At 69.9% G+C, this 25,643-nt stretch carries 5 protein-coding genes; 2 read left to right on the forward strand and 3 right to left on the reverse strand.

Features of this window, described 5'->3' with window-relative positions; all coding sequences use genetic code 11:
* Together DQP58_RS09665 and DQP58_RS09670 are read right to left on the reverse strand one after the other, a co-directional pair.
* A partial coding sequence (locus DQP58_RS09665) for a non-ribosomal peptide synthase/polyketide synthase (RefSeq protein ID WP_112708232.1) occupies window positions 1–21,966 on the reverse strand: 21,966 nt, incomplete at its 3' end.
* Window positions 21,967–22,019: 53 nt separating this feature from the next.
* The gene (locus tag DQP58_RS09670; protein WP_112708194.1) at window positions 22,020–22,247 is read right to left on the reverse strand and encodes an MbtH family protein; all 228 of its coding nucleotides are present in this window, start codon (window positions 22,245–22,247) and stop codon (window positions 22,020–22,022) included.
* A gap of 1,202 nt (window positions 22,248–23,449) precedes the next feature.
* Here DQP58_RS09670 and DQP58_RS09675 point away from each other — a divergent pair.
* The gene (locus tag DQP58_RS09675) at window positions 23,450–24,244 is read left to right on the forward strand and encodes a GAP family protein (RefSeq protein WP_112708195.1); all 795 of its coding nucleotides are present in this window, start codon (window positions 23,450–23,452) and stop codon (window positions 24,242–24,244) included.
* A gap of 88 nt (window positions 24,245–24,332) precedes the next feature.
* On the forward strand, window positions 24,333–25,136 hold the full coding sequence (locus DQP58_RS09680; RefSeq protein WP_205869385.1) for a transglutaminase-like domain-containing protein: 804 nt from the start codon (window positions 24,333–24,335) through the stop codon (window positions 25,134–25,136).
* 120 nt (window positions 25,137–25,256) lie between these two features.
* Here DQP58_RS09680 and DQP58_RS09685 read toward each other — a convergent pair whose 3' ends face one another.
* Window positions 25,257–25,637, reverse strand: a complete 381-nt coding sequence (locus DQP58_RS09685) for a hypothetical protein (RefSeq protein WP_112708197.1) — start codon at window positions 25,635–25,637, stop codon at window positions 25,257–25,259.
* Window positions 25,638–25,643 lie beyond the last annotated feature (6 nt).

Below are 25,643 nucleotides of genomic sequence, written 5' to 3' on the forward strand. Positions count from 1 at the left end.
CGCCCCCGAGCCGGGCGCCAACGGCGTGCTCATCGACGAGAAGATCGTGGCCTCGGTCGGGCCGTAGACGTTGACCATCGTCCGGCCCGGCGCCCAGCGGTCCACCAGCTCGGGCGGGCAGGGCTCGGCCCCGATCACCAGGGCCGCGGCCTGAAGGCCCTGCGGCGAGAGCATCCGCACGGCCGACGGGGTCTGGCTCAGCACGGTGACCTTCTCCGCGACCAGCAGGGCGTGCAACTCCATGGGTGAGCGGGCCACCGAATCGGGCACCACGACCAGCCGCCCGCCGTGCAGCAGCGCACCCCAGATCTCCCACACCGAGTAGTCGAAGGCGTACGAGTGGAACTGGGTCCACACCTGCCCGGCCGACAACTCGACGCCGACGGCCGGCGCGTCGAACATGCGGGTCACGTTGTGGTGGCTGACGGCTACGCCCTTGGGCAGACCGGTGGTGCCGGAGGTGTAGATGATGTGGGCGACGTGTTCGGGCGCCGGCGCCGGCGGGGCGGTGCGCGGCTGGCGTGCCACGGCGCGGTCGTTGATGTCGATGACGATCAGGTCGTGCGCGTGCAGCTTGTCCGCCAGCGCGGCGACGGTGATCGCGGCCGTCGGCGCGGTGTCGGTGAGCATGAAGTCGATGCGGGCCGCGGGCAGTGCCGGGTCGATCGGCAGGTAGGCCGCGCCGGTCTTGAGCACCGCCAGGATGGCCACGATCGCGTCGGCCGAGCGGCCGAACAGCAGGGCCACGGACTCGCCCGGGCCCACCCCGCGGCCGATCAGCAGGTGCGCCAACCGGTTCGACTTCTCGTCGAGTTCCCGGTAGCTGATGGACCGGCCCTCGAAGGTCACCGCCGCGGCCCGGGGGCTGCGCGCCACCTGCGCGGCGAAGCGCGCCGGGATCGACGTCGGCGTGGCGGGCCGGGTGAGCACCGCCCGGTCGGCCCAGCCGTCCAGCCGGTCGTGTTCGGCGGCGTCGAGCAGGTCGATCGACGACAACCGCCGCGCCGGGTCGGCGGTCATCACGACCAGCACCCGCTGCAGCCGTTCGATCAGCGTCGCGATGCGTGCCGCGTCGAAGACGTCGGTGTCGTATTCGACCTGCAAGCGCAGCTCCTTTCCGGGCTGGGCCTGCATGGTCAGCGGGTAGTGGGTGGATTCACGGGTGGTGATGTCGGTGACGGCCAGCTCGTGGTCGGCGGACAACGCGCTGGCGTCGATCGGATAGTTCTCGTAAGCGAACAGCGTGTCGAACAGCTGGTCCTGGCCGGTGATGCGGTGGATCTCGTTGAGCGCCAGGTGCTGGTGGTCCAGCGTGTGGTTGTAGGCGCCTTGCAGCTGGTCGAGCAGCTCGGCGGTCGTGGTCGTGGCGGTGATGTTCGCCCGCACCGGCACCGTGTTGATCAGCAGGCCGACCATGTTCTCCGCGCCGGCGACCTCGGCGGGCCGGCCCGACACGGTGGTGCCGAACACGACATCGCCCTGGCCGGTCAGGGCGCACAGCAGCTGCGCGAACGCGGCCTGCAGCACCGTGTTGACGGTGGTGTGGCAGGAGCGGGCCAGGTCGGTGATGGACTGGCTGAGCTCGGCGGGCAGCGCGAACGATTCGACGCGTTGCCGCCCGGGCTCGGTGCGGTCCTGCGGGCCGACCAGGGTCGGGCTGTCGAAGCCGGCGAACACCTCGGCCCAGGCGGCTCGGGCGGCGTCCACGTCGCGCGCGGCCAGCCAGTCGACGAAGGCGCGGTAGGGCGCCGCCGCCGGCAGCCGCTGGCCGTAGTAGCCGGCGAAGATCTCCCCCAGCAGGATCGGCATCGACCAGCCGTCGAGCACGATGTGGTGGTTGGTCAGCACCAGCCGGTAGCGCTCGGGGGCGATGCGCAGCAGCGCCACCCGGAAGGCGGGTTGGTCGGCGAGGTCGCCGCAGACCGCGGCGCGCTCGGCCGCGCACAGCCGCCGGATCTGCGCGTCGGCGTCGGGGTCGCCGTCCAGCTCGACGTACCGCCAGGCCGCCGCCGGGTCGGCCGGGATGATCTGGACGGGCTCGTCGTAGTCGTCCCAGAACCGGGCGACCAGGTTGGGATGGCGGCCGATCATCGTCTGCACGGCGCCGCGCAGCCGGTCGGGGTCGAGCGGGCCGGCGATGCTGATGTCCAACTGTCCGGCATACAGATCGTCGCTCGCCCGGGCGGTGTTGGCGTGGAAGAGCAGCCCCTGCTGGACCGGGGTCAGCGCCAGCACGTCGGCGATATTGTATTGGCGCGCAAGCTGATCGATCTGCGGCTGGGTGAGGCGGGCGGGCGCGATGTCGGACGGCGTCAGGCCGCCGCCACCGGAACGCACGTGCGCGCAGATGCCGGCCAGGGCCTCGAACCACAGCCGGCCCAGCCTGGTGACCTGCTCGTCGCTGCACGCCGAGGGCGCCCAGGTCCAGTTGGCGTGCAGCTGCGGTCCGGCCGCGGAGTCGACGGTGACCGCGTTCAGCTCGAGCGTGTGCATCAGCGGCATCGGTATCGCGGTCGCCGCGCGGGTGACGGTCCAGCCGTGGGGGTCGGGCCGCCACATGTCGTCGGTGAGCTCGGCCGCGCCGCCCTGGCGTCCCAGGTAGTTGAAGCCGATCGACGGCTCCGGCGCGTCCAGGTCGACGTCGGGGTTCAGGTAGCGCAGCAGCCCGTAGCTCAGCGGGTCGGGCAGGGCGCGCAGCTGTTCCTTCGCGTCCTTGAGCACCGCGCCCAGCGCGTCGGCGCCGGCGGCGACCTGCGCCCAGGAAATGTCTTGCAGCGCAAGCGCTACCGGGTACTTGGTGGTGAACCAGCCCACGGTGTGGGACAGGTCGACGTCGCGGCCCAGCTCCTCGTGGCGCCCGTGGCCTTCGACCTCGATGCCTACCGGCGCGCCGCCACCCGAGAATTCCGCGCAGGCCAGCCCGAACGCGATCAGCAGGATGTCTTGCACGCCGGCGTGAAACGCCGCGGGCACGTCACCGAGCAGCATGCCGGTGGTCTCGGCGTCCAGCTCCATCGAGAGGTGTCCGGCCGTGGCGAAGGTGTCGACCTCGGGGCGCACCGCGGGCAGCGCCGCGGGTGTGGCCGCCGTGGCCGCCATCCGCTGCCAGGTGTCGGCCTGTCCCGTCACATCCGGATGGTGCGCATGCTCGGCCAGTCGTGCCGACCAGCGGGCGAACGAGGTGCCCACGCTCGGCAGCGCCACCGGCTGTCCGCCGTGATGCTGTGCCCAGGCGAGGTTCAAGTCCTGCAACAGGATTCGCCACGATACGCCGTCGACGGCCAGGTGATGAACGATCACGACCAGTTGACGGGTGGCGCTGGCCCACACCGCACGCAGCAGCACGCCGGTGGCGGGGTTCAGCCGCGACCGCGCCTCGATGACCGCGATGTCGGACAGTTCGTCCACCACGTGCAGGCAGGCGCGGGCGTCCACCGAGCCGGGCTCGGGCACCGTCAGCGACCAACCGGTGGCGGCGTCGTCGTCGACGTGCAGCCGCAGCATGGCGTGGCGATCCAGCAGGGCCTGCAGCACCGTGACGACGTCGGCCTCGGTGACCGCGGCGGGGGCCTGCACGAGCATGGCCTGGTTGAACTGGGCAACGTCACCGCCGGCGTTCGCGACGTCGCGCAGCCAGCGGATGATCGGGGTGGCCTGCACCGGCCCGAGGCCCTCATCAGCCACGGCGGTCGCGGCGTCGACCACTTCGGCCACCCGCGCCAGCCGGGCCACCGTCTGCTCGACGAAGATGTCGCGCGTCTTGCACACCAGGCCGGCGGCGCGCGCCCGCGTCACCACCTGCATCGACGAGATGCTGTCGCCGCCCAGGTCGAAGAACGAGTCGTCGACGCCGACGCGCTCGAGGCCGAGCACCTGCGCGTAGATTCCGGCCAGGATTTCTTCGATGGCGTTGTCGGGGGCCCGATACCGGTCGGCGTCGGAGTATTCCGGCGCCGGCAGCGCGCGGGTGTCGAGCTTGCCGTTGGGGGTGAGCGGCAGGGCCTGCATCACCACCACGGCGGTCGGAATCATGTAGCCCGGCAGCCGCTCGGCCAGCGCGGCGCGCACCGCGGCCGGGTCGGCGGTGCCGGTGACATAGCCGACCAGGCGCAAGGCCGCGGGGCGGTCCTCGCGCGCCACCACGACCGCCTGCTCGACGCCGTCCACCCAGGCCAGTGCCGCGCGCACCTCGCCGAGTTCGATGCGGTAGCCGCGGATCTTGACCTGCTCGTCGGCGCGGCCCAGGTAGTCCAGCTGCCCGTCCGCGCGCCAGCGCACCAGGTCGCCAGTGCGGTACATGCGCGATCCCGGGCCGCCGAACGGGCAGGCCACGAACCGCGACGCGGTCAATGCCGACCGCCGCCAGTAGCCGCAGGCCACGCCGGCGCCGGCCACGTACAGCTCGCCGATCACGCCCGGCGGCACCGGCCGCAGCCACTCGTCGAGCACGAACGACGCCGCGCCCGGCACGGGGGAGCCGATCGGCACCACGCCCGGTGCGTCGGCCTGAAGCGGTGCGCTGATGGCCGCGTACACCGTGGCCTCGGTGGGGCCGTAGGCGTTGATCATCGCCCGTCCCGGCGCCCAGCGGTCGACCAGTTCGGACGGGCAGGCCTCGCCGGCCACCACCAGCGTGACCGACTCCAGTCCCTCGGGCGCGAGCGCGCCCGCCGCGGACGGGGTTTGGCTGAGCACGCTGACCTGTTCGGAAACCAGCAGGGCATGCAGGTCTTCCGGCGAGCGCGCCACCGATTCGGGCACGACGACGAGGCGGCCGCCGTGCAGCAAGGCGCCGAAGATCTCCCACACCGAGACGTCGAACGCCAGCGAATGCCATTGCGACCACACGCCCGAACGCGGCAGTCCCGAGTCCCCGGCCGCGAGCAGCTGGGTGACGTTGCGATGGGTGACGGCAACGCCTTTGGGGACTCCGGTGGTACCCGAGGTGTAGATCAGGTAGGCGAGGTGTTCGGGTGCCGGCGCGGGCAACGCGGTGGCGGGCCGGGTGTCGACGGCGGGATCGTTGACGTCGATGACCGAGACGTCGTGGCCGTCGAGCCGGTCGCTCAGGTCGGCGGTGGTGATCGCGGCGATCGGGGCGGCGTCGTTGAGCACGAATCCGATCCGCGCCTCGGGCAGCGCCGGGTCGATCGGCAGGTAGGCCGCCCCGGACTTCAGCACCGCCAGGATCGACACGATCGCCTCGGCCGAACGCGAAAACAGCAGCGCCACAGTCTGTCCGGGGCGGGCACCGTGGCCGGCCAGCAGGTGGGCCAACCGGTTCGACGCCTCGTCCAGCTCGCGGTAGGTCAGCGAGCGGCCGGCACAGACCAGCGCGACGACGTCCGGGGTGCGGGCTGCTTGCGCGGCGAAAAGGGCTGGGATGGAATCGGTTTGGGGCGCGGATGCGCTCAGCGCGGCGCGGTTGCCGAACGCGTCCAGCCGGGCGTGCTCGGTGTCGTCGAGCAGATCGATCGCGGACAACGCCTGGGCGGGATCGGCGGTCATCGCGAGCAGCACCCGCTGCAGCCGGTCGACGACCGCCCGGATGCTGTCCTCGTCGAAGACGTCGGTGCGGAATTCAACGGTTCCGCCGATTCCGGCGGGTTGGCCGCGCTCGTCCCAGCGTTCGCCCAGCGAGAAGGTCAGGTCCATCCGGGCGGTCTGGGTGTCCACCGGAATCGGCGTGACATCGACGTCGCCCAAAGTGAATCCGGCCGCGGGGCCGGCGTCGTGCCCGGCGAAGTTCTGCCAGGCCAACATCACCTGGATGAGCGGGTGATGGGTCAGGCTTCGCGTCGGGTTCAGCCGCTCGACCAGCACCTCGAACGGCACGTCCTGGTGCTCGTAGGCGGCCAGGCTGCGCTGGCGCACCTGGGACAGCACGTCGGCGAAGCTGGAGTCGCCGGCCACCTCGACGCGGAGCACCAGGGTGTTGACGAAGAAGCCCACCAGCTCGTCGAGCGCGGGATCGCGCCGCCCGGCGATCGGGAAGCCCACCGCCACATCGGGATTGGCGCCGATCTTGGCCAGCAGCACGGTCAGCGCGGTCTGGATCACCATGAAGCTGGTGGCGTTGTGGTGGCGAGCCACTTCCCCGACGCGCTGTTGCAGTCCGGTGGGCCAGTCGATTTCGACGGTGGCGCCGCGCTGGTCGGCCACCAGCGGGTAGGGCCGGTCGGTGGGCAACTGCACCCGGTCCGGCATCCCGGCCAGGGCGCCCTCCCAGTAGGACAGCTGGGCGGCGATGCGGCTGTTGCCGTCGTCGAGATCGCCGAATTGGGCGCGCTGCCACAGCGTGTAGTCGACGTACTGCACCGGCAGCGGTGCCCAGTCGGGGCCGCGGCCGGCGGCCCGGCCGGCGTACGCCACCCCGAGGTCGCGCACCAGCGGGGTGATGGACATGCCGTCGGCGGCGATGTGGTGCACCACGGCGACCAGCACATGCCGGTCCTCGTCGAGCCGGAACAGCGCCGCGCGCAAAGGGATTTGGGAGGACAGGTCGAAGGTGTAGCGCGCGGTGGCGCCGATCGCCTCGTCTAGCTGGCTCGCCGACCAGGCGCTGGCGTCGACAACCTCCCAGCCGAAGTCGGCCTTGTCGGCGGGGATGACCACCTGCTGCGGCGTCCCCTCGGGGGCGGCGAACAGGGTGCGCAGGCTCTCGTGGCGGGCCACCACGTCGCCCAGCGCCGCGCCGAGGGCATCGGCGTCGAGCGCACCGTCCAGGCGCAGCGCGGCCGCCATGTTGTACACCGGTGAGGGCCCTTGCAATTGGTCGAGGAACCACAGCCGGTTCTGCGCGAACGACAACGGGACGATCGCCGGCCGCGTACCGGCGGTCAAGGGCTGCAGCCCGTTGCCGCCCTCGCCGAGCCGGGGTGCCAGCTGGGCGATCGTGGGCGCCTCGAACACGACCCGCACGGCGAGGTCGGCGTCCAGGCTCGCGTTGATCGCGGCGATCAGGCGCATGGCGGAGATGCTGTCGCCGCCGAGGTCGAAGAAGGAGTCGTCGACGCCGACGCGTTCGGCGTTCAGGATGTCGGCGTAGATGCCGGCCAGGATCTCTTCGGTGGGGGTTTGCGGCGCGCGGTATTCACCCGCGGTGTATTCGGGCGCCGGCAGGGCGCGGGTGTCCAGTTTGCCGTTGGCGGTCAACGGAAACGCCTCGAGCCCCAGCACCGCCGCGGGGACCATGTACGCGGGCAGCCGTTCGGCCAGTGCGCTTCGGACCGCGGCGGCGTCGGCGCTGCCGGTGATGTAACCGACCAGCCGCAGGGCGCCCGGGTGGTCCTCGCGGGCGACGACCACGGCCTGCTCGACACCGTCGATTCCGGTCAGCGCGGACTGGATTTCGCCGAGCTCGATGCGGTAGCCGCGGACCTTGACCTGCTCGTCGGCGCGGCCGAAGTACTGCAGTTGCCCGTCGGCGTTCCAGCGCACCAGGTCACCGGTGCGGTACATGCGCGTCCCGGCTCCGCCGAAGGGGCAGGCGACGAACCGCGACGCGGTCAGCCCGGGCCGGCCGACATATCCCGCGGCCACACCGGATCCGGCGACGTAGAGCTCCCCGACGACGCCGGGCGGTACCGGCCGCAACGATGCGTCGAGCACGAACAGCGCCGCCCCTGGCACCGGGGACCCGATCGGCACCGGTCCGTGGGCCGCCGACCCGGGCGCCAGGGGCGCGCTGATGGTCACACACATGGTGGTTTCGGTCGGGCCGTAGGCGTTGACCATCACCCGGCCGGGCGCCCATTGGTCCACCACCTCGGCCGTGCAGGCCTCGCCGGCCATCACCAGGGACACCGATTCCAGGCCCTCGGGCGAGAGCATCGCCACCGCCGACGGCGTCTGGGTCAACACGCTGACTTGCCGAGCGACCAGGACGTCGTGCAGGTCTTGCGGGGAACGCGCCACCGATTCGGGCACCACGACCAGCCGGCCGCCGCGCAGCAGCGCGCCGAAGATCTCCCAGACCGAGACGTCGAACGCCAGCGAGTGACAGTGCGACCACACCCCCGCGGCCGGCAGCCCGGCGTCCAGTGAGCCCAGCAGTTGGGTCACGTTGCGGTGGGTGATGGCAACGCCTTTGGGGACACCGGTGGTGCCCGAGGTGTAGATCAGGTAGGCGACGCCGTCGGGCCCGGGCAGCGGCAGGCCCGTTTCGGGCAGGGTGTCGATGCGTCGATCGTTGACGTCGATGACGGTCACGCCGCGTCCGTCGAACCGCGCGGCCAGGTCGGCGGTGGTGATCGCGACGACGGGCTTGGCGTCGCCGAGCATGAACTCGATCCGGGCGTCGGGCGACGAGGGATCGATCGGTAGGTAGGCGGCCCCCGTCTTGAGCACCGCGAGGATGGCGGCGATCGCCTCGGCCGACCGCGAAAACAGCAGTGCCACAGTCTGTCCCGGACCGGCGCCCTGCGCCGCCAGGCGGTGCGCCAACCGGTTGGACGCCTCGTCCAGCTCGCGGTACGTCACCGACAGGCCCTCGCAGACCAGCGCCACGGCCTCAGGTGCGGCGGCGACGTGCGCGGCGAACAGTTCGGGCACCGACACCGGAGGGCCGGCCGGCCCGGTCAAAACGGCATTGTTTCCAAGCTCTTTGAGGCGGGCGTGCTCGGCATCGTCGAGCACATCCACCGACGACACCGGGTGGGTGGGATCGGCGGTCATCGCGGTCAGCACCCGCTGCAGCCGCGCGATCAAAGTCTCGACGGTGGCCGCGTCGAACACATCGGTGCGGAATTCCACCCGTCCGCCGATCCCGGCGGCCTCGCCGGCCGCGGTCCAGCGTTCGGCCAGGGAGAACACCAGGTCCATGCGGGCCGACTGGTCGGCCACCGGTACGGAGGTGACCTCGAGGTCGCCCAGCGTCAGGCCGGCGGCGGGGTCGTCATGCCCGGCGAAGTTCTGCCAGGCCAGCATCACCTGCACCAGCGGGTGGTGCGTCAGGCTCCGGGTCGGATTGACCCGCTCCACCAGCACCTCGAACGGCACGTCCTGATGCTCGAACGCCGCCAGGCTGCGCGCCTGGACGCGCTCCAGCAGTTCGGCGAAGGTGGGGTCACCGGCCAGGTCGACCCGAAGCACCAGGGTGTTGACGAAGAAACCGACCAGCTGGTCGAGGGCGGGGTCGCGCCGCCCGGCGATCGGAAAGCCAACGGCCACATCGGAACTCGCGCCGATCTTGGACAGCAGCACGGCCAGCGCGGCCTGCACCACCATGAAGCTGGTCGCGTTGTGCTCGCGGGCGAGCCGGCGAACCTGCTCCTGCAATTCCGCGGGCCAGTCCACCACCACGCTGTCGCCGCGCTGATCGGCCACCGGCGGGTAGGGCCGGTCGGTGGGCAGCGCCAACCGCTCGGGCATGCCCGCCAGGGCTTGTTCCCAGTAGGCCAGCTGGCCGCCGATGCGGCTGGAGGCGTCGTCGAGGTCGCCGAACTGGGCGCGCTGCCAGAGCGTGTAATCGATGTACTGCACCGACAATTCGGCCCAGCCCGGGGCGTGCCCGGCACGCCGGCTGGTGTAGGCCACACTGAGGTCGGCGCTCAACGGCGTGAGCGACAAACCGTCCGCGGCGATGTGATGGACCACGATCACCAGGATGTGCTCGTCCTCGGCAACCGCGAAAAGGATTGCGCGGATGGGGATTTCGGTCGCCAGGTCGAACGTATGGCGCGTCGCCGCCTTGATGGCGTCGTCCAGCTGGTCCGCCGAGTAGGCGGTGGCGTCGATGACGTCCCAGCCGATGTCGGCGCGCTCGACGGGCACCACCAGCTGTTGGGGCGTTCCCTCGTGCGCCGGGAACAGGGTGCGCAGGCTTTCGTGGCGGCTCACCACGTCGGTCAGCGCGACGGACAGGGCCCGGGCGTCGAGCCGCCCGCGCAGCCGCAGCGCCGCCGCCATGTTGTACAGCGGTGACGGGCCCTGGAATTGGTCGATGAACCACAACCGGTTCTGCGCGAACGACAATGGCACCACCGCGGGCCGCGCGGCGGCCACCAGCGGCTCCAGGCCGGCCGCGCTCTCCGCGATGCGCGGCGCCAGCTGCGCAACGGTGGGCGCCTCGAAGACGACGCGCACCGGAAGGTCGCTATCCAGCGCGGCATTGATCGCGGTGACCAGCCGCATGGTGGACAGCGAATCGCCGCCCAGGTCGAAGAACGAGTCGTCGACCCCGACGCGTTCCACCCCCAGGATCTGGGCGTAAATGCCGGCCACGATCTCCTCGACCGCGGTGCTCGGGGCGCGATAGTTGCGGTAATTGCCAGCGGTCCGGTAGTCCGGCGCGGGCAGGGCGCGGGTGTCGAGCTTGCCGTTGAGCGTCACCGGCAGCGCGTCGAGCACCACCACCGCCGCCGGGACCATGTACCCCGGCAGTCGCTCGCCCAGCGCGGCGCGCGCCTTGCCCGGGTCGGTCGAGCCGGTGACATAACCGACCAGGCGCAAGGCCGCGGGGCGGTCCTCGCGGGCGACGACGACCGCCTGCTCCACCCCGTCGAGCGCGGACAGGGCCGCCTGGATTTCGCCGAGTTCGATGCGGTAGCCGCGAATCTTGACCTGCTCGTCGGCGCGGCCCAGGTAGCGCAGCTGCCCGTCGGGGCCCCAGCACACCAGGTCGCCGGTGCGGTACATGCGGGTGCCGGGTTCGCCGAACGGGCAGGCCGCAAAGCGCGATGCGGTCAGCCCGGGGCGGCGCCAGTACCCGACGCCGACGCCCTCGCCGGCCAGATACAGCTCACCCACCACGCCGGCGGGCACCGGGCGCAGCCATTCGTCGAGCACGAAGAACGCCGCACGGGTGACCGGTGAGCCGATCGGCGGGAATCCCGAGCCCGCCTGGAGCGGGGCGCTCTTGCAGGCCCACATGGTCGTCTCGGTGGGGCCGTACACGTTGACCATCACCCGGCCCGGCGCCCAGCGGTCCACCAGCTCCGGCGGACAGGGCTCGGCGCCAATCACCAACGCCGTGGAGTCCAGGCCGTCGGTGGGCAGCAGCCCCACCGCCGACGGCGTCTGGGTCAGCACCGTGACGCCCTCGCGCACCAGCAGGGCGTGGAACTCCTCGGGCGAGCGGGCCACCGCGCCGGGGACCACGACCAGGCGCCCGCCGTGCAGCAGCGCCCCCCAGATCTCCCACACCGAGAAATCAAAGGCATACGAGTGGAACTGGGTCCACACCTGCTCGGCCGACAAGGCGAACCCGAGCCGCAGGTCATCGAATAGCTGCGCGACGTTGTGTTGGGTCACCGCAACACCTTTGGGCACGCCCGTGGTGCCGGACGTGTAGATGACGTGCGCCAGATCGGTGGGCGCCGGCGCCGGCGGCGGGGTGCCCGGCTGGGCCGCGACCGCCGGGTCGGCCACGTCGATCACGGTCAGGTCGAAGCCATCGAACGTGTCGGCCAGCTCCGCGGTGGTGACCGCGACCTTCGGGGCGGCATCGGTCAGCATGAACTCCACCCGCGCGGCCGGCAACGCCGGGTCGATCGGCAGATACGCCGCCCCGGACTTGAGCACCGCCAGGATCGCCACGATCGCCTCGGCCGAGCGCGAAAACAGCAGCGCGACAAACTCACCCGGGCCCGCACCGGACTCGACCAGCAGATGTGCCAACCGATTGGCCGCCTCGTCGAGCTCCCGGTAGGTCATGGACCGGTCCTCAAACGTCAGCGCCACCGCGTCCGGGGTGCGCGCCGCCTGCGCGGCGAACAGTCCGGCAACGGTCACCGGCTCCATCGGGTCGGCCAGCACGGCCTCGTTGCCCCACGCGGCCAGCCGGGCGTGCTCGGCGGTGTCCAGCAGGTCCACCGATGACAACCGGCGCTCCGGCTCGGCGGTGACGGCCGTCAGCAGCCGCTGCAGCCGTTCGATCATCGCCTCGACGGTGTCCGCGTCGTATACGTCGGTGCGGTACTCCGCCGTCACCGCGATGCCGGCGCGCGAACCGGACTCGGTGAACCGTTCGGCCAGCGAGAACGTCAGATCCATGCGAGCGGTGTTGGTGTGCAACGGCATCGGTGTGACCTGCAGGTCGCCCAGGGCCAACCCGCCCGCGGGCGCAGTGACCTCGCCGGGGAAGTTCTCCCAACCCAGCAGCACCTGGATCAGCGGGTGGTGGGCCATGCTCCTGGTGGGGTTGAGCCGTTCCACCAGCAGTTCGAAGGGGACGTCCTGGTGCTCGAAGGCGGCCAGGCTGCGCCGCCGCACCTGGGCCAGCAGCTCGGCGAACGTCGGGTCGCCCGCCACGTCGACGCGCAGCACCAGGGTGTTGACGAAGAACCCGATCAGCTCGTCGAGCGCGCGTTCGGAGCGCCCGGCGATCGGGAAGCCCACCGCCACATCGGTACTGGCGCTGATCTTGGACAGCAGCGCGGCGAACGCCGCCTGAATCACCATGAAGGGGGTGGCATTGTGTTCGCGGGCCACCCGCTGCACCTGTTGCTGCAGCTCCGCCGGCCAGTCCGCCGCCAATCGGGCGCCCCGGTGGTCGGCCACCTGCGGGTAGGGCCGGTCGGTGGGTAGCTGCAGGCGCTCGGGCAGCCCGGCCAACGCGTCGGTCCAGTAGTCCAGCTGCGCGGCGATGCGGCTACCGCTGTCGTCCACGTCGCCGAGATACGTGCGCTGCCAAAGCGTGTAATCCACGTACTGCACCGCCAGCGGGGCCCAGTCGGGTGCGCGTCCCGCGCACCGGCTGGCGTATGCCACCCCCAGGTCGCGTGCGAACGGGGTGATCGACCAGCCGTCGGCGGCGATGTGGTGCACCGCGACCACCAGCTGGTGTTCGGTGTCGGTGACGGTGAAAAGCTTTGTGTGCAGCGGGCTTTCGCTCGACAGGTCGAACGCGTACTGGGCTGCGGCGGCCATGCGCTCGCGCAGCCGGTCCTCGGGCCAGCCGCGGGCATCGACGACCTCGCAGGCGAAGCCGATCTGGTCGGGGGGAATCACCACCTGCTGCGGGATCCCGTCGGCCGCGGCGAACACCGTGCGCAGGCTCTCGTGGCGGTCCACGACGTCGGCCAGCGCCGCGGCCAACGCACCGGTGTCCAGCTGCCCGCGCAGCCGCAGCGCCACGGTGACGTTGTAAATCGGTGACGGGCCCTGGAATTGGTCGATGAACCACAACCGGGTCTGGGCGAACGACAGGGGAATCACCGCCGGGCGCTCCCCCGCCACCAGCGGCTCCGGCCGGTCGCCGTCGCCGCCGGCCAGCAGGGCCAGCTCGGCGGCCGTCGGCGCCTCGAAGACGGCCCGCACACCGAGATCGGAGTTCAGGCTGGTGTTCACCGCGGCGATCAGGCGCATCGCCGACAGCGAATCCCCGCCCAGATCGAAGAACGAGTCGTCGACGCCCACCCGCTCCAGGCCGAGCACCTGGGCGTAGATGCCGACCAGGATCTCCTCGGCCGCGGTGGCCGGGGCGCGGTAGCGGTCCACGTCCTGGTATTCCGGCTCCGGAAGGGCCTTTCGGTCGAGCTTGCCCGACGAGGTCATCGGAAATTCCTCAAGCGCCACAATGTGTGCCGGCACCATGTATTCCGGCAGCCACGCGCTGAGCCGCTCGCGCACCTCGCCGATCTTGGTGTTGGTGCGGGGGTCATTGGCGTGGCTGGTGCGCCGCCGGGAACCGGTGGGGGGCAGGTAGACGTCGGTCAGGGGCGCGGCGTAGTCGACGTCGCCGGTGTCGACGAAAACCGCGCTGAGAGTGCCGGGTACCGCACCCCAGGTCACCGCGACGCGATACCCGGCGGCCTCGCCGATGCGGTGCACCTCTTCGGCGACGGCGGCGCCGGCCACGGCGTCGGCGGCGGCGAGCGCGTCGGCCACGGGTTGGCCCTCGGCGAGCGCCGTTTCCACGCGAACGTCCGCGATGACCCCGGCGTGCGGGATGTCGGTGACGCGCACAACGGCGGGACGCTGGGACGCCAGCACGTCGCCCAGCCCGTCGGAACCCGCGCATTCGGCCCACGACCAGGTGGGCGCGTCGCCGACCGAGCGTACGGCCGCGGGCGCTTTGCGGATGACGACGTCGTAGCGGTAGCGGTTGAGTTCGTTGTCGGCGAAGCCGCGTTTGACCTGGATGTCGACGCCGCCAGCCGACGGGCAGCTGACCGCCCAGGTGGTGAAAAACTCCGGCGCCAAGAGCAATTCGGTCTCGCCGAGCATGGCGTGGCGGACGCGCTGACGGATATCGGCGGCCTCGGTGGCGGCGGCGCCGCCGCGCGACAGCGCGATCGCGGTCTGGAATGCGCCCTGCAGGCTGTGGTTTCGCACGTCACCGATGAACACGGCGCCACCGGGGGCCAGCAGCTCCATGGCGTTGTCGATGACCTCGGCCAGATAGCCCGCGTTCGGGAAATACTGAACGACCGAGTTGAGGATGACGGTGTCGAAGTGGCCGCGGGGCAGCCCGTCGGTGACGTGGGCCGGCTGGGTCCGCAGCCGGACCCGGTCACTCCAGGGCAGCTGCAGCTGCTCCATTGAGCGGGCCAGGTTCTCGATGGCCACCGGCGAGAAATCGGTGGCCAGATATTCTTCGCAGTGCGGGGCGAGCTGCGACAGCAGCAGCCCCGAGCCGGCGCCGATCTCGAGCACGCGTCGCGGTTGCAGGTCCGTGATCCGGTCCACCGTGGCCGCCCGCCACTCGATCATCTCCGCGAGCGGGATCGGGTCCCCGGTGTAGCTGCTGTTCCAGCCGCGGAAGTCCATCCCGAACCGCGACTCGAGGTCGGCGCCGTAGAGATCGTCGTAAAGGTGTTGCCACTCTTCGACGTTGCCCTCGTCGTGGTCGGCGCCGATGGTGTGGTCGAGCGTGACGTAGGCGACCAGATGCGCGCCGGTGGCGCTGTCGAGCACGGTGACGGCGGCCTGGGTGACCTGCGGGCAGGCCAGCAGGGTGTTCTCGATTTCGCCCAGCTCGATGCGCTGGCCGCGCAGTTTGATCTGGCTGTCGGCGCGCCCGACGAACTCCAGGTCCCCGTCGCGCGTCCAGCGCACCAGGTCGCCGGTGCGGTACATGCGGTCCCCGGGGCCGCCAAATGGGTTGGCCACGAAGCGTTCCGCTGTCAGGTCCACCCGGCCCATGTAGCCGTGCGCCAGCGCCGGCCCGCTCACGTACAGCTCGCCCACCACGCCGACGGGAACCGGCTTCAGCCAGGCGTCGAGCACCACCGCGCACACTCCCGGCAGCGGGGTGCCGATGCGAACCGGTGCCTCGGCCGACAGCGGCGCGCTGGAGGTGACCCAGATGGTGGCCTCGCTCGGGCCGTAGACGTTGAACATCCGCCGACCGGGCGCCCAGGCGGCGACCAATTCCTTCGGGCACGCCTCGCCGCCGACCATCAGCTTGTCGAAGCCGGGCAGCCGGGCGCGATCCAGCGACGACAGCACCGTCGGGGTCAGGAACGCCGCGTTGACGCGCTGGCTCTGCAGCAGGGCGGTCAGCGGCTCGCCGGCGTAAACCTGCGGTGGCGCCACCACCAGCGCGGCGCCGGCCGCGGCCGCCAGCACCATCTCGCCGACCGACGCGTCGAAGGTCGGCGAGGCCACCATCAGCACCCGGGTGTCGGTGTCCAACTCGGACGCTTCGCATTGCGCCGCAGCCCATCCCAGCAGGCCGGCGTGGCTGACCAGCACGCCTTTGGGGGTGCCGGTCGAGCCCGACGTGAAGATCGCGTAGGCGCTGCCGCGAGCGGTCAGCGGCGCCAGACGGTCGGCGTCGGTGATCGCCGCGGCGCCGTAGCCGGACAGGTCCAGGCCGTCGATTCGCAGCACGCGGCGCGACCCGGCGCCGGCGACCTCGTCGGCGCCACGCGCCAACACGCACACCGCGCCGATGGCGTCCAGCACCGCGGCGACCCGTTCGACCGGATGATCCAGGTCCACCGGCGCGTGGATGCCGCCCGCCTTGACCACGGCCCACCAGGCGACCACCAGTTCCGCGGACCGGCCCACCGCGACGCCCACGGCGCGCTCCGGGCCCACACCCGCGTCAATCAGCTTGCGCGCCAACCTCGTCGACCACTCGTCGAGTTCACGATAGGACAGTTCCCGCGCACCGTCGACCACCGCCGGCGCGTCCGGGGCGATCGCCAGGGCCGCGGCCAGCAGCTGCGGTGCCACCCCGACCGGCCCGGTGACACCGGCACCCGACAGCCGCGCCAGCACCAGCTCGCGCTCGTCGCGGTCCAGCAGTTCGACCTCCGAGAGCCGCCGGGTCGGATCGCTGGTCATCGCCACCAGCACACGCTGGAATCGGTCCAGCAGCGAGGCGATGCCGGCGGGGTCGAACACGTCGGCGTCGTATTCGACGTGCAGTCCCAGTTCGCTGCCGGGCAGGGCCTCGACGGTCAGCGGGTAGTGGTTGTACTCCCGGTTGGTGAACTCGGCGATGGCCAGCCCGTCGGGGCCCAGCGTCATGCCGCTCTCGACGGGGTAGTTCTCGTAGACGAACAGCGTGTCGAAGAGCTGATCGTGGCCCGTGACGCGGTGAATTTCGCTGAGCGCCAGGTGTTGGTGCTCGAGCGCGTCGTTGTGGCTGCTCTGCAACTGGGCCAACAGGTCTGCGGTGGTGGTGCTCGCGCGGATGTCGGCGCGCACCGGCACCGTGTTGATCAGCAGCCCCACCATCTGTTCGGCGTCGTCGACCTCCAATTGGCCGACACGCGATCGCGGGGTGCCGAAGACGACGTCGTGCTGGCCGGTCACAGAGGTCAGCACCACGGCCCAGGCCGCCTGCAGGACGGTGCTGACGGTGGTGTGGCAGGAGCGCGCCAGATCGGTCAGGGCCCCGGTGATTTGCTCAGGCACACAAGACTTTTCGAAGCCGCGGTCGCCTTGGCCCAGCCGGTCCTGCGGTCCGACCAGGGTGGGCGTTTCGAAGCCGGACAGCAGCTGGCCCCAGGCGTCCCTGGCGGCGTCGAGGTCTCGATCGGCCAGCCAGGTGAGGAACGCCCGGTAGGAGCCGGCGGCGGGTAGCCGTTGGCCGTAGTAGCTGGTGAAGATCTCCCGCAGCAGGATCGGCAGCGACCAGCCGTCGAGCAGGATGTGGTGGTTGGTCAGCACGAACCGGTGCCGGCCGGCCGCGGTGCGGATCAGCGCCACGCGGAACGCGGCCTCGCCCGACAGGTCGCGCACCGCCGCGCGCTCGGCGGCGCACAGCTGCTCGATCCGCCGGTCGGCGTCGGTGCCGTCCAGATCGAGGTACTGCCACTGCACCACCGGGTCGGCGGGGATGATCTGGACCGGCTCGTCGTAGCGGTCGCAGAACAGCGCCGCCAGGTGTGGATGTCGGTTGACGACGGTGTGCACGGCGTCGCGCAGGCGGTCGGGGTCAAGCGGTCCGGTGAGGGTGAAGTCGAGCTGCACCGCGTACATGTCGTCGCTGCCCTGCGCGGTGCTCGAGTGAAAGAGCAGTCCCTGTTGCAGCGGGGTCAGCGGCAGGATGTCGGCGATGTGATGCTGGGTCGCCAGCTCGTCGATCTCGTGCTGGCTCAGCCGGGCCGGCGCGATGTCGGACGGGGTCAGGCCGCCGCCGCCGGCGCGCACGTGCGCGCACACGCCGGCCAGAGCCTCGAACCACAGCCGGCTCAAGCGGGTGATCTGTGCCGCGTCGAGAACCGATGGCGCCCAAGTCCATTCGGCGTGCAGGTGTGGTCCGGTGCCGGTGTCGATGGTGCCGGCGTTGAGTTCGACGGTGTGCATCAGCGGCATCGGCACCGCCGCGGCGGCCCCGATCAGGGTCAGGCCTTCCTGGCTGATGCGCCAGCCCTCGCCCGCCGAATCCGACACCGCGCCTTGGCGTCCCAGGTAGTTGAAGGCGATCGACGGGTCGGGGCCGGCCAGCTCGACCTCGGCGTTGAGGTAGCGCAGCAACCCGTAGCTCAGCGGATCCGGCAGGGCGCGCAGCTGCTCCTTGGCGTGTTTGATCACCGCGCCCAGCGCCGCGTCGCCGGCCACCACCTGGGCCCACTCGAGCCCGGCCACGCCCAGTGACACCGGATATTTGGTGGTGAACCACCCGACGGTGCGAGACAAGTCGATGTCCGCGGCGAGTTCCTCGCGCCGTCCGTGGCCCTCGACGTCGATGCCGATCGCGTCGGCGCCACCCAGGAATTCCGCCCAGGCCAGACCGAACGCGATCAGCAGGATGTCCTGAATGCCGGCATGGAACGCGGTCGGCACGTCGCCGATCAGCGCGCCGGTCGTCTCGGCATCCAGCTCCACCGACAACCGCCCGGCCGAGGCGTAGGTGTCCACTTCGGGGGTGGCCGCCGGCAGCGCGGGGGGCGTGGCGGTCACCTTTTTCCAGGCACCCAGCTTGCTCACGACCTCGGGGCGATGCGCGTGCTCGGCCAGCACCGCCGACCACCGGGCGAACGACGTTCCCGCCGGCGCCAGCTCCACCGGCTGCCCCGCGCTGTGTAGCGCCCAGGCGATGTTGAGGTCTTCCAACAGGATCCACCACGACACGGCGTCGACGGCCAGGTGGTGAATGATCACGGCCAACTGGCCGGTGGCCTCGAGCCACAGCGCGCTCAGCATCACCCCGGCGGCCGGGTCCAGCCGCGCCCGCGCGTTGCGCAGCGCCTCGTCGGACAGCTCGTCCACCGATCGCAGGCAGTCCTGTGCCCGCACCGACCCTGGCTCGGGCACCCGCAGCGACCAACCGCCGGCCTCGTCGTCGTCGACGCGCAGCCGCAGCATGGCGTGCCGATCCACCAAGGCCTGCAACACGATTGCGACGTCCGCCTCGGTCACCCCGGCCGGGGCCTGGACCATCATGGTCTGGTTGAACTGATCAATCGGGCTGCCGGCGCTATCGATGTCGCGCAGCCACCGCATGATCGGGGTGGCCTGCACCGGGCCGACGCCCTCGTCGACCACCTCGGCGGCCCCGTCGCTGACGCCGGCCACCCGGGCCAGCCGGGCCACGGTCTGTTCGACGAAGACGTCTCGTGGCCGGCACGTCAGGCCGGCGGCGCGCGCTCGCGCCACGACTTGCAGCGACAGGATGCTGTCGCCGCCCAGTTCGAAGAACGACTCGTCCACGCCGACCCGCTGCACGCCGAGCACCTCGGCGTAGATGCCCGCCAGGATTTCCTCGACGGCGTTGCTCGGCGCGCGATACTCGCCCGTGCCGTATTCAGGCACCGGCAAAGCGCGGGTGTCCAGCTTGCCGTTGGACGTGAGCGGCAGCGCGTCCAGGGCGACCACCGCGGCCGGCACCATGTGGGTCGGGAGCTGGTCGGCCAGCGCGGTGCGCGCCTCGGCCGGGTCGGCGGTCCCGGTGACGTAGCCGACCAGGCGTTTGTCGCCGGGCCGGTCCTCGCGCGCGATCACCACGGCCTGCTCGACACCGTCGAGTGCGGCCAGCGCGGCCTGGACCTCGCCGAGCTCGATGCGGTAGCCGCGGATCTTGACCTGCTCGTCGGCGCGGCCCAGGTAGCGCAGCTGACCGTCGGCATCCCAGCACGCGAGGTCGCCGGTGCGATACATGCGCGCCCCGGGCGCCCCGAAGGGGCACGCCACGAACCGCGACGCCGTCAGCCCGGCCCGCCCCACATACCCGGCGGCCACCCCGGCACCGGCCACATACAGCTCACCCACCACGCCCGACGGGAGCGGACGCATCCAACCGTCGAGCACGAACAGGGCCGCGCCGTCCACCGGCAGACCGATCGGCGGCGTCCCGGATCCCCGCGTCAGCGGGGCGCTGATCGCCACACACATGGTGGTCTCGGTCGGTCCGTACGCGTTCACCATCACCCGGCCGGGCGCCCACTGGTCCACCACCTCGGCCGGGCAGGCCTCGCCGACCACCGCCAGCGCCACCGACTCCAGCCCCTGCGGCGACAGCATCGCCACCGCCGACGGCGTCTGCGTCAACACGCTGACTTCCTCGGCCACCAACACGTCGTGGAACTCGTCGGGGGAACGGGTTACGTCTTCGGACACCACCACCACGCGTCCGCCGCGCAGCAGGGCGCCGAAGATCTCCCAGACCGACACGTCGAAGGCATACGAGTGGCACTGCGACCACACGCCGGCGGCCGGAAGCCCCGCGTCCAGCGAACCGATCAGCTGCGTGACGTTGCGATGAGTCACCGCAACGCCTTTGGGGACGCCCGTGGTGCCCGAGGTGTAGATCAGGTAGGCGATATCGGCCGGGTCGGGCACCGACAGCGCCGTGGCGGGCCGGGCGTCGATGCGCGGATCGTTGACATCGACGACGGTCACGCCGAGGCCGCCGAACCGCTGCGCCAGGTCGGCGGTCGTCACCGCGGCGATCGGCTGCGCGTCGGCAAGCATGAATTCGATCCGCGTCCCCGGCGACGACGGGTCGATCGGCAGGTAGGCCGCCCCGGTCTTGAGCACCGCGAGGATAGTCGCGACCGCCTCGGCGGACCGCGAAAACATCAGCGCCACAGTCTGTCCCGGGCCGGCGCCGTGGGCCGTCAGGTGATGCGCCAACCGGTTCGCCGCCGCGTCGAGTTCGCGGTACGTCACCGACGCGCCCTCGCATACCAGCGCCACCGCCTGCGGCGCCCGGCTGACCTGTGCGGCGAACAACTCCGGCACCGACATCGGCGCGGTAGCCGGATCGGTCAAAACCGCTGTGTTGCCAAGCTCGTTCAACCGGGCACGCTCGTCGGCATGCAGCACGTCCAGCGACGACAACTGCCGGTCCGGACCCGCGGCGATGGTCGCCAGAATCCGCTGCAGCCGCTCCCCCAGATCCGTGACGTCAAAGTTGGCGAAGGGTTGCCCGGTGCCGACCGTGCTCAGGAACTGCTGATCGCCGAATCCGAGGAAGAACAGCCCGAAATGGCCCACCGGGCCGAAGCTGGTGTACTTCGCGGTCGCCGGGATGTCACCCAGGCTGAGCGTGAGCCGCGCCGGGACGAAGTTGACGACGACGCGGTTGGGCGCCTGCCTGGGGCCGCTGAAGTGACTTTCGCCATCCAGCGTGCGGGTCGGAAATTGCTGATGCCGCAATGCTTCTCGTGATCGCGCGTCGACCTGGCGGCAGAAGTCGGCGAACGTCGCGTCCGGCGCGGCGTTGAGCACCAGCGGCACCACCCCGGCGAGCATGCCGGGATGCGTCTTGGACTCCGGATCGACTCGCCTGCTCACCGGGAAGTCGAGCACGACCTCGTCCGAGCCGTCGGCCGACCAGCCGCGGACCAGCAGTGCGCACGCCGCCGTGAGCACCGAGGACCGGCGGATGCGCAGCGCCTTGGACAGCTCCTTGACCTTGCCGATGACGGCCTCGTCCAATTGGACTGGCGGAGAAGGCGAATACGGGTCGCGCCCATCGTCGGCGACCGTCGACGGATAGTCCGCCTCGGCGCCCGACGGCCGGTGCGCGGCCCAATATTCGTGATCCTCAAGGAATTTGGTGGACGACTCATACTCCAGCTCGCCACTGGCGAGGTCTTGCAGCGACCCGAAGAAGGCGGGCGGAATCGGTTTCCCGGCGGCAAGCGCGGAGTACACCGCCGCGATCCGCCGGCCCACCAGGGCGATGCCCATCCCGTCGATGGCGATGTGATGGCAGGTGGTGAACCAGTAGTGTTCGTCGGGCCCGGTGCGGAACAGCGCGAACTTGATCATCGGGCCGGTGAGCGGCATCGGCGTCCGCTGAATCGATGCGGCCGTCTCGCGGACTTCCCGCTCCGGATCGCGCGCATCGGTCAGGTCATAGAAGACCAGATCGACATCGTCGTATTCGACGGCCTTCTGGAAGACCTGGCCGTCCACCTCGAAAAACGAAGCCCGTAGGCTCTCAGCCTCATTGACCACATGTCGCATAGCGTCGTGCAACAAACCGGTGTCGATGACGCCCTGGATATGGACGAGGACACCCAGCTGCCAAGCCACATCGAAGTAGCCCGTTTGCAGCGCCAGCCAGATGTCGAGCTGACCCCGCGTCACCGGAACAGCCCGGTCAACACGCTCCACTACACAACCCCCACCAAGAGTTCGACCCCGAAACCCTTCATACCGATACCGGTCTACGGATCACAAACCGGCGCGGTCAGCGTGTCGCGCAGACTTTTCGCCCGTATATCGGGCCAGGCTTCGTCGATGTAGTGCAGGCATGTGGCGCGGTCGGCTTCCCCAAAAACTACCCTCCAACCGGCGGGAACGACAGCGAAGGTTGGCCAAAGGCTGTGCTGTTCTTCGTTATTGACCAAGACGAAAAATTGGCCGTTGTCGTCATCGAACGGATTGAGCGACACCGATGGACCCCCTAACACCGAGACGTAGATTTACCAAGCCGTGCCGCGGACAACCCCGAGTATCGTTGCGGCGTGTGAGGATTAAGCCGTCAAGCCCGGCCCGTATGTCGACCGGCCCAGGCGTCCGGCGCCAACGCCCGTGAGCTCGGTCGGCGGGGGCGGCGCGACGACACCATGGTCGCGGTGACCATTCCGGCACCTCGCCGACAGATAGCGTTCATCGGCAGTGCACTCCGCGTGAGCTACCACTGCGACCGTCGGCGTCGCGATCCACGGAATCGACAATACCCAGCCAATACTGTGCGAAACATATGAATTCCGTTCTTGCATAACCGATCCGCAGTCATACTACTGTCGCACCGAATTTTGCTGCTTAGCAAAAGTAACGTGTCGTGCGCGCGCCAGGTTCACCTCCGCTTCCCGAACGCGACTCCGGGTGCGATTTCCCTGTCGACGCTGACCAGCGATCTTTGCCGCCGTCCGCGCGCCAAAAACTCGCTTACGCATTCGCAAAATATTTGCCTTCGCGGGCGGCATGCGTCCAGTGCCGGCCCGCGTAACAGGTGAACCACCGATTGAGTTCGGGTAGGCGAGCGCTTTTAGCTGCGCGTTTGTGACTCTTCACTGGGGATCCCGGCCTGCAGGACACGACGTCGAATGCCGCTGCCACCATGCAAAAACGTACGGACGCTTGCTAAAACGCGGCCGGCGGTGTGGCGAACCACTGATGGCGACCCCGGCCGCGCCATAGCTACACAGAACCGAACCGGCCCACCTTGGCTGCCCCATCGCCTGTCCTCATCATTCGGATGTCGCCGATTCGCATCCGCGCCTCAAGCCAGCCTCGCATGATTTGCCACGGGCCGCTCAGCGCCATCCACACGGGGCCGTAAACAGGCACGTTGTGATTGATGTCACGGCCATCCGGCACGGAAGATGTTCGCCAGTGCTCGAGCGTCGGCCCGGTCCGCTACCTCCGACGCGCGGCTTCGGCGATGCGAGCCGGGCGACGGTTCGGCACGCGGTCCCCTCTCTCACCTGCCGCGCTGTCGTCAAGCGCCCGGGCCCGAATCCGTTGCACACAACCGGGTTTGGCGCACACAGCGGACTCATAGCCGACTTTGCGGCACGAAAATACTCGCGTGCTTACTCGGGTAATGGCGGCGTTTAGACGCCGCCGTCGACGGGTAGAGCCCCGAACCATGTGGGGGTCGGTGCTGGGCTTGGGGATCCTGGCCGCGCTCAATCCGGTCCGTCTCGGCCTCGCCTTATTGATGATCTCCCGACCGCGTCCCGGGGCGAGCCTGCTCGCCTACTGGCTCGGCGGATTGACGGTATGCATACCCGAGCTGCTCGTCCCGCTGGTGCTGCTCAACTTCACGCCGATGTTCTCACACCTCGCGCACGGTTCGGCGTCCCCGTCGACGAGTTCGGCCCTCGGCAGGGTTCAAATCGGCCTCGGTGTGGTCGTCCTGTCGGTCGCCGCACTGATGACGGTCCGCTTCCTCACCCGCCGACGAACACGCCGACCCGCGCCCGACGCCGACCGCTCCCCGGAACTGTCGGTGGTCTCGGGCGCGCCGATCGCCATGCCACGACTGCTGACCCGGGTCCAGAACGTGCCGGCCGACGACCCCTCCCGATTCCGGCGCCTGCTCGGCCGCATCCACCACGCCTGGGATGGCGGGGCGTCGTGGGTGGCGTGGGTGATCGGCATCATCTCGGTGCCGATCGACGGCGTCCTGTTCATCGTGGCCATCATCGCGGCGTCGGGTGCCTCGGTCACCGCGCAGGCCGGCGCCTCCGTGGCATTCATCATCCTGATGTACGCCGTCGTCGAGATCATCCTCGTCGGCTATGTCCTCAGACCGGCACGAACACAATCCTTGCTATTGGTGCTGCACGACTGGGTGCGGACGTATCACCGGCAAATCCTGGTGGGCCTATTCGCCCTGGTCGGGGTCTCGGAGTTAGCCCAGGGCCTGCACATCCTCTGAGCGCCCCGAGCCGTGTCCTTGCCTGACGGTGCTCCATTCGGGTCGTCGCCAGGTGGCGCATCCTGCGCAACTGGCGCACTATCGCGCTATGAGACGAGAAGTGGGCGCCGAGATGGAGGTCGAAATCACCGCGGCCACGACGTTGGAGTTTCAGATCGCTGTTGCACCGCACCCAGGAACCGAGGTCTTCGAGTCGCTGCGCTTCGTCTTGAACGGGCGGCCGATCACACCGTTGGAAGTCAGCGGGCTGCACGGTAACCGCATCCACAAGTTTGACTCGGCGGTGGGCACACTACTCGTCAACTACGAGGCGACCATCCTGGGTCAGACTGGTCGAGCGCCGGTGACCGAGTACGACCAGTCGATGTACTTGCGACCCAGCCGTTACGCCGAATCCGATAAGTTCTTCGGTTTCGCCGCAACGGAATTCGGCAACGATCGCGATCCGGCGGAACTGCTGGAGCACGTGAGTTCCTGGGTGGGCACCAGACTGGATTATGTCCCCGGCTCAAGCGATCCAATCGACGGGGCGGTGGACACGATGCTCGCCGGCGAAGGTGTGTGCCGGGATTACGCGCATCTGGTGGTGGCACTCCTGCGGGCGGTCAGCGTCCCAGCCCGTGTGGCGTCCGTCTACGCACCGGGGGTATATCCGATGGACTTCCACGCCGTCGCCGAGGCTTTCGTCGCCGGGCACTGGCGGGTGGTCGATGCGACGTTGCTAGCACCGCGGCAGACGTTGGTGCGGATAGCCACCGGTCGCGACGCCTCGGACACGGCTTTCCTGGACAATCACAAGGGTTCGATCACCTTGAATCGCCTGGTAGTGAGCGCCGTCGTGGACGGCGAATTGCCCAGGGACTCGATTGACCAACTGGTTTCGATCCGCTGAGTATCAACCGCGCTCAACAACTGACAGTCGTCCGCAGCTGAGATCGGTTGCACCTCAGCGTGGTCAGGGCATGACTGATCAGTCGGACTTGTCCGGGTCGCAAGACTCGCCGTCGGAGTCCTAGGACTTGCTGTCGGCGTCCTTCGACTCGTCGTCGGACTTGTCAGAGTTTTTATGCTCGTCCGAGTCCCGGGAGTCGTCGGAATCCTTCGACGAGTCCCCGGAGTCGTCGGAATCCTTCGACGAGTCCCCGGAGTCGTCGGAATCCTTCGACGAGTCCCCGGAGTCGTCGGAATCCTTCGACTCGTCGTCGGAGTCGTCCGAATCCTCCGCCTGGTCGGCCTTGTCCGCGTACTTCGTCAAGAGCCCGGCAAGCTCTCGGGCCTCCTGAGGCGATAACAGGTCGTCGAACAACCGCTCGTCGCTTTCAGAAATGCGCTCGACGTATACCGCGTTGCCTTCGGCCCCGACATCCCAACGGCCTCCTTCGTCACGAACCATCCGATG

The sequence above is a fragment of the Mycobacterium colombiense genome, assembly GCF_003284975.1.
In the GTDB taxonomy this organism is placed as follows: Bacteria; Actinomycetota; Actinomycetes; order Mycobacteriales; family Mycobacteriaceae; genus Mycobacterium; species Mycobacterium europaeum_A.

What these genes read in the sequence shown, in the direction of transcription:
- DQP58_RS09675 (WP_112708195.1), top strand. Translation starts at nt 23,450, where the DNA reads ATGTGGGGGTCGGTGCTGGGCTTGGGGATCCTGGCCGCGCTCAATCCG.
- DQP58_RS09680 (WP_205869385.1), top strand. Translation starts at nt 24,333, where the DNA reads ATGAGACGAGAAGTGGGCGCCGAGATGGAGGTCGAAATCACCGCGGCC.
- DQP58_RS09685 (WP_112708197.1), bottom strand. Translation starts at nt 25,637, where the DNA reads ATGGTTCGTGACGAAGGAGGCCGTTGGGATGTCGGGGCCGAAGGCAAC.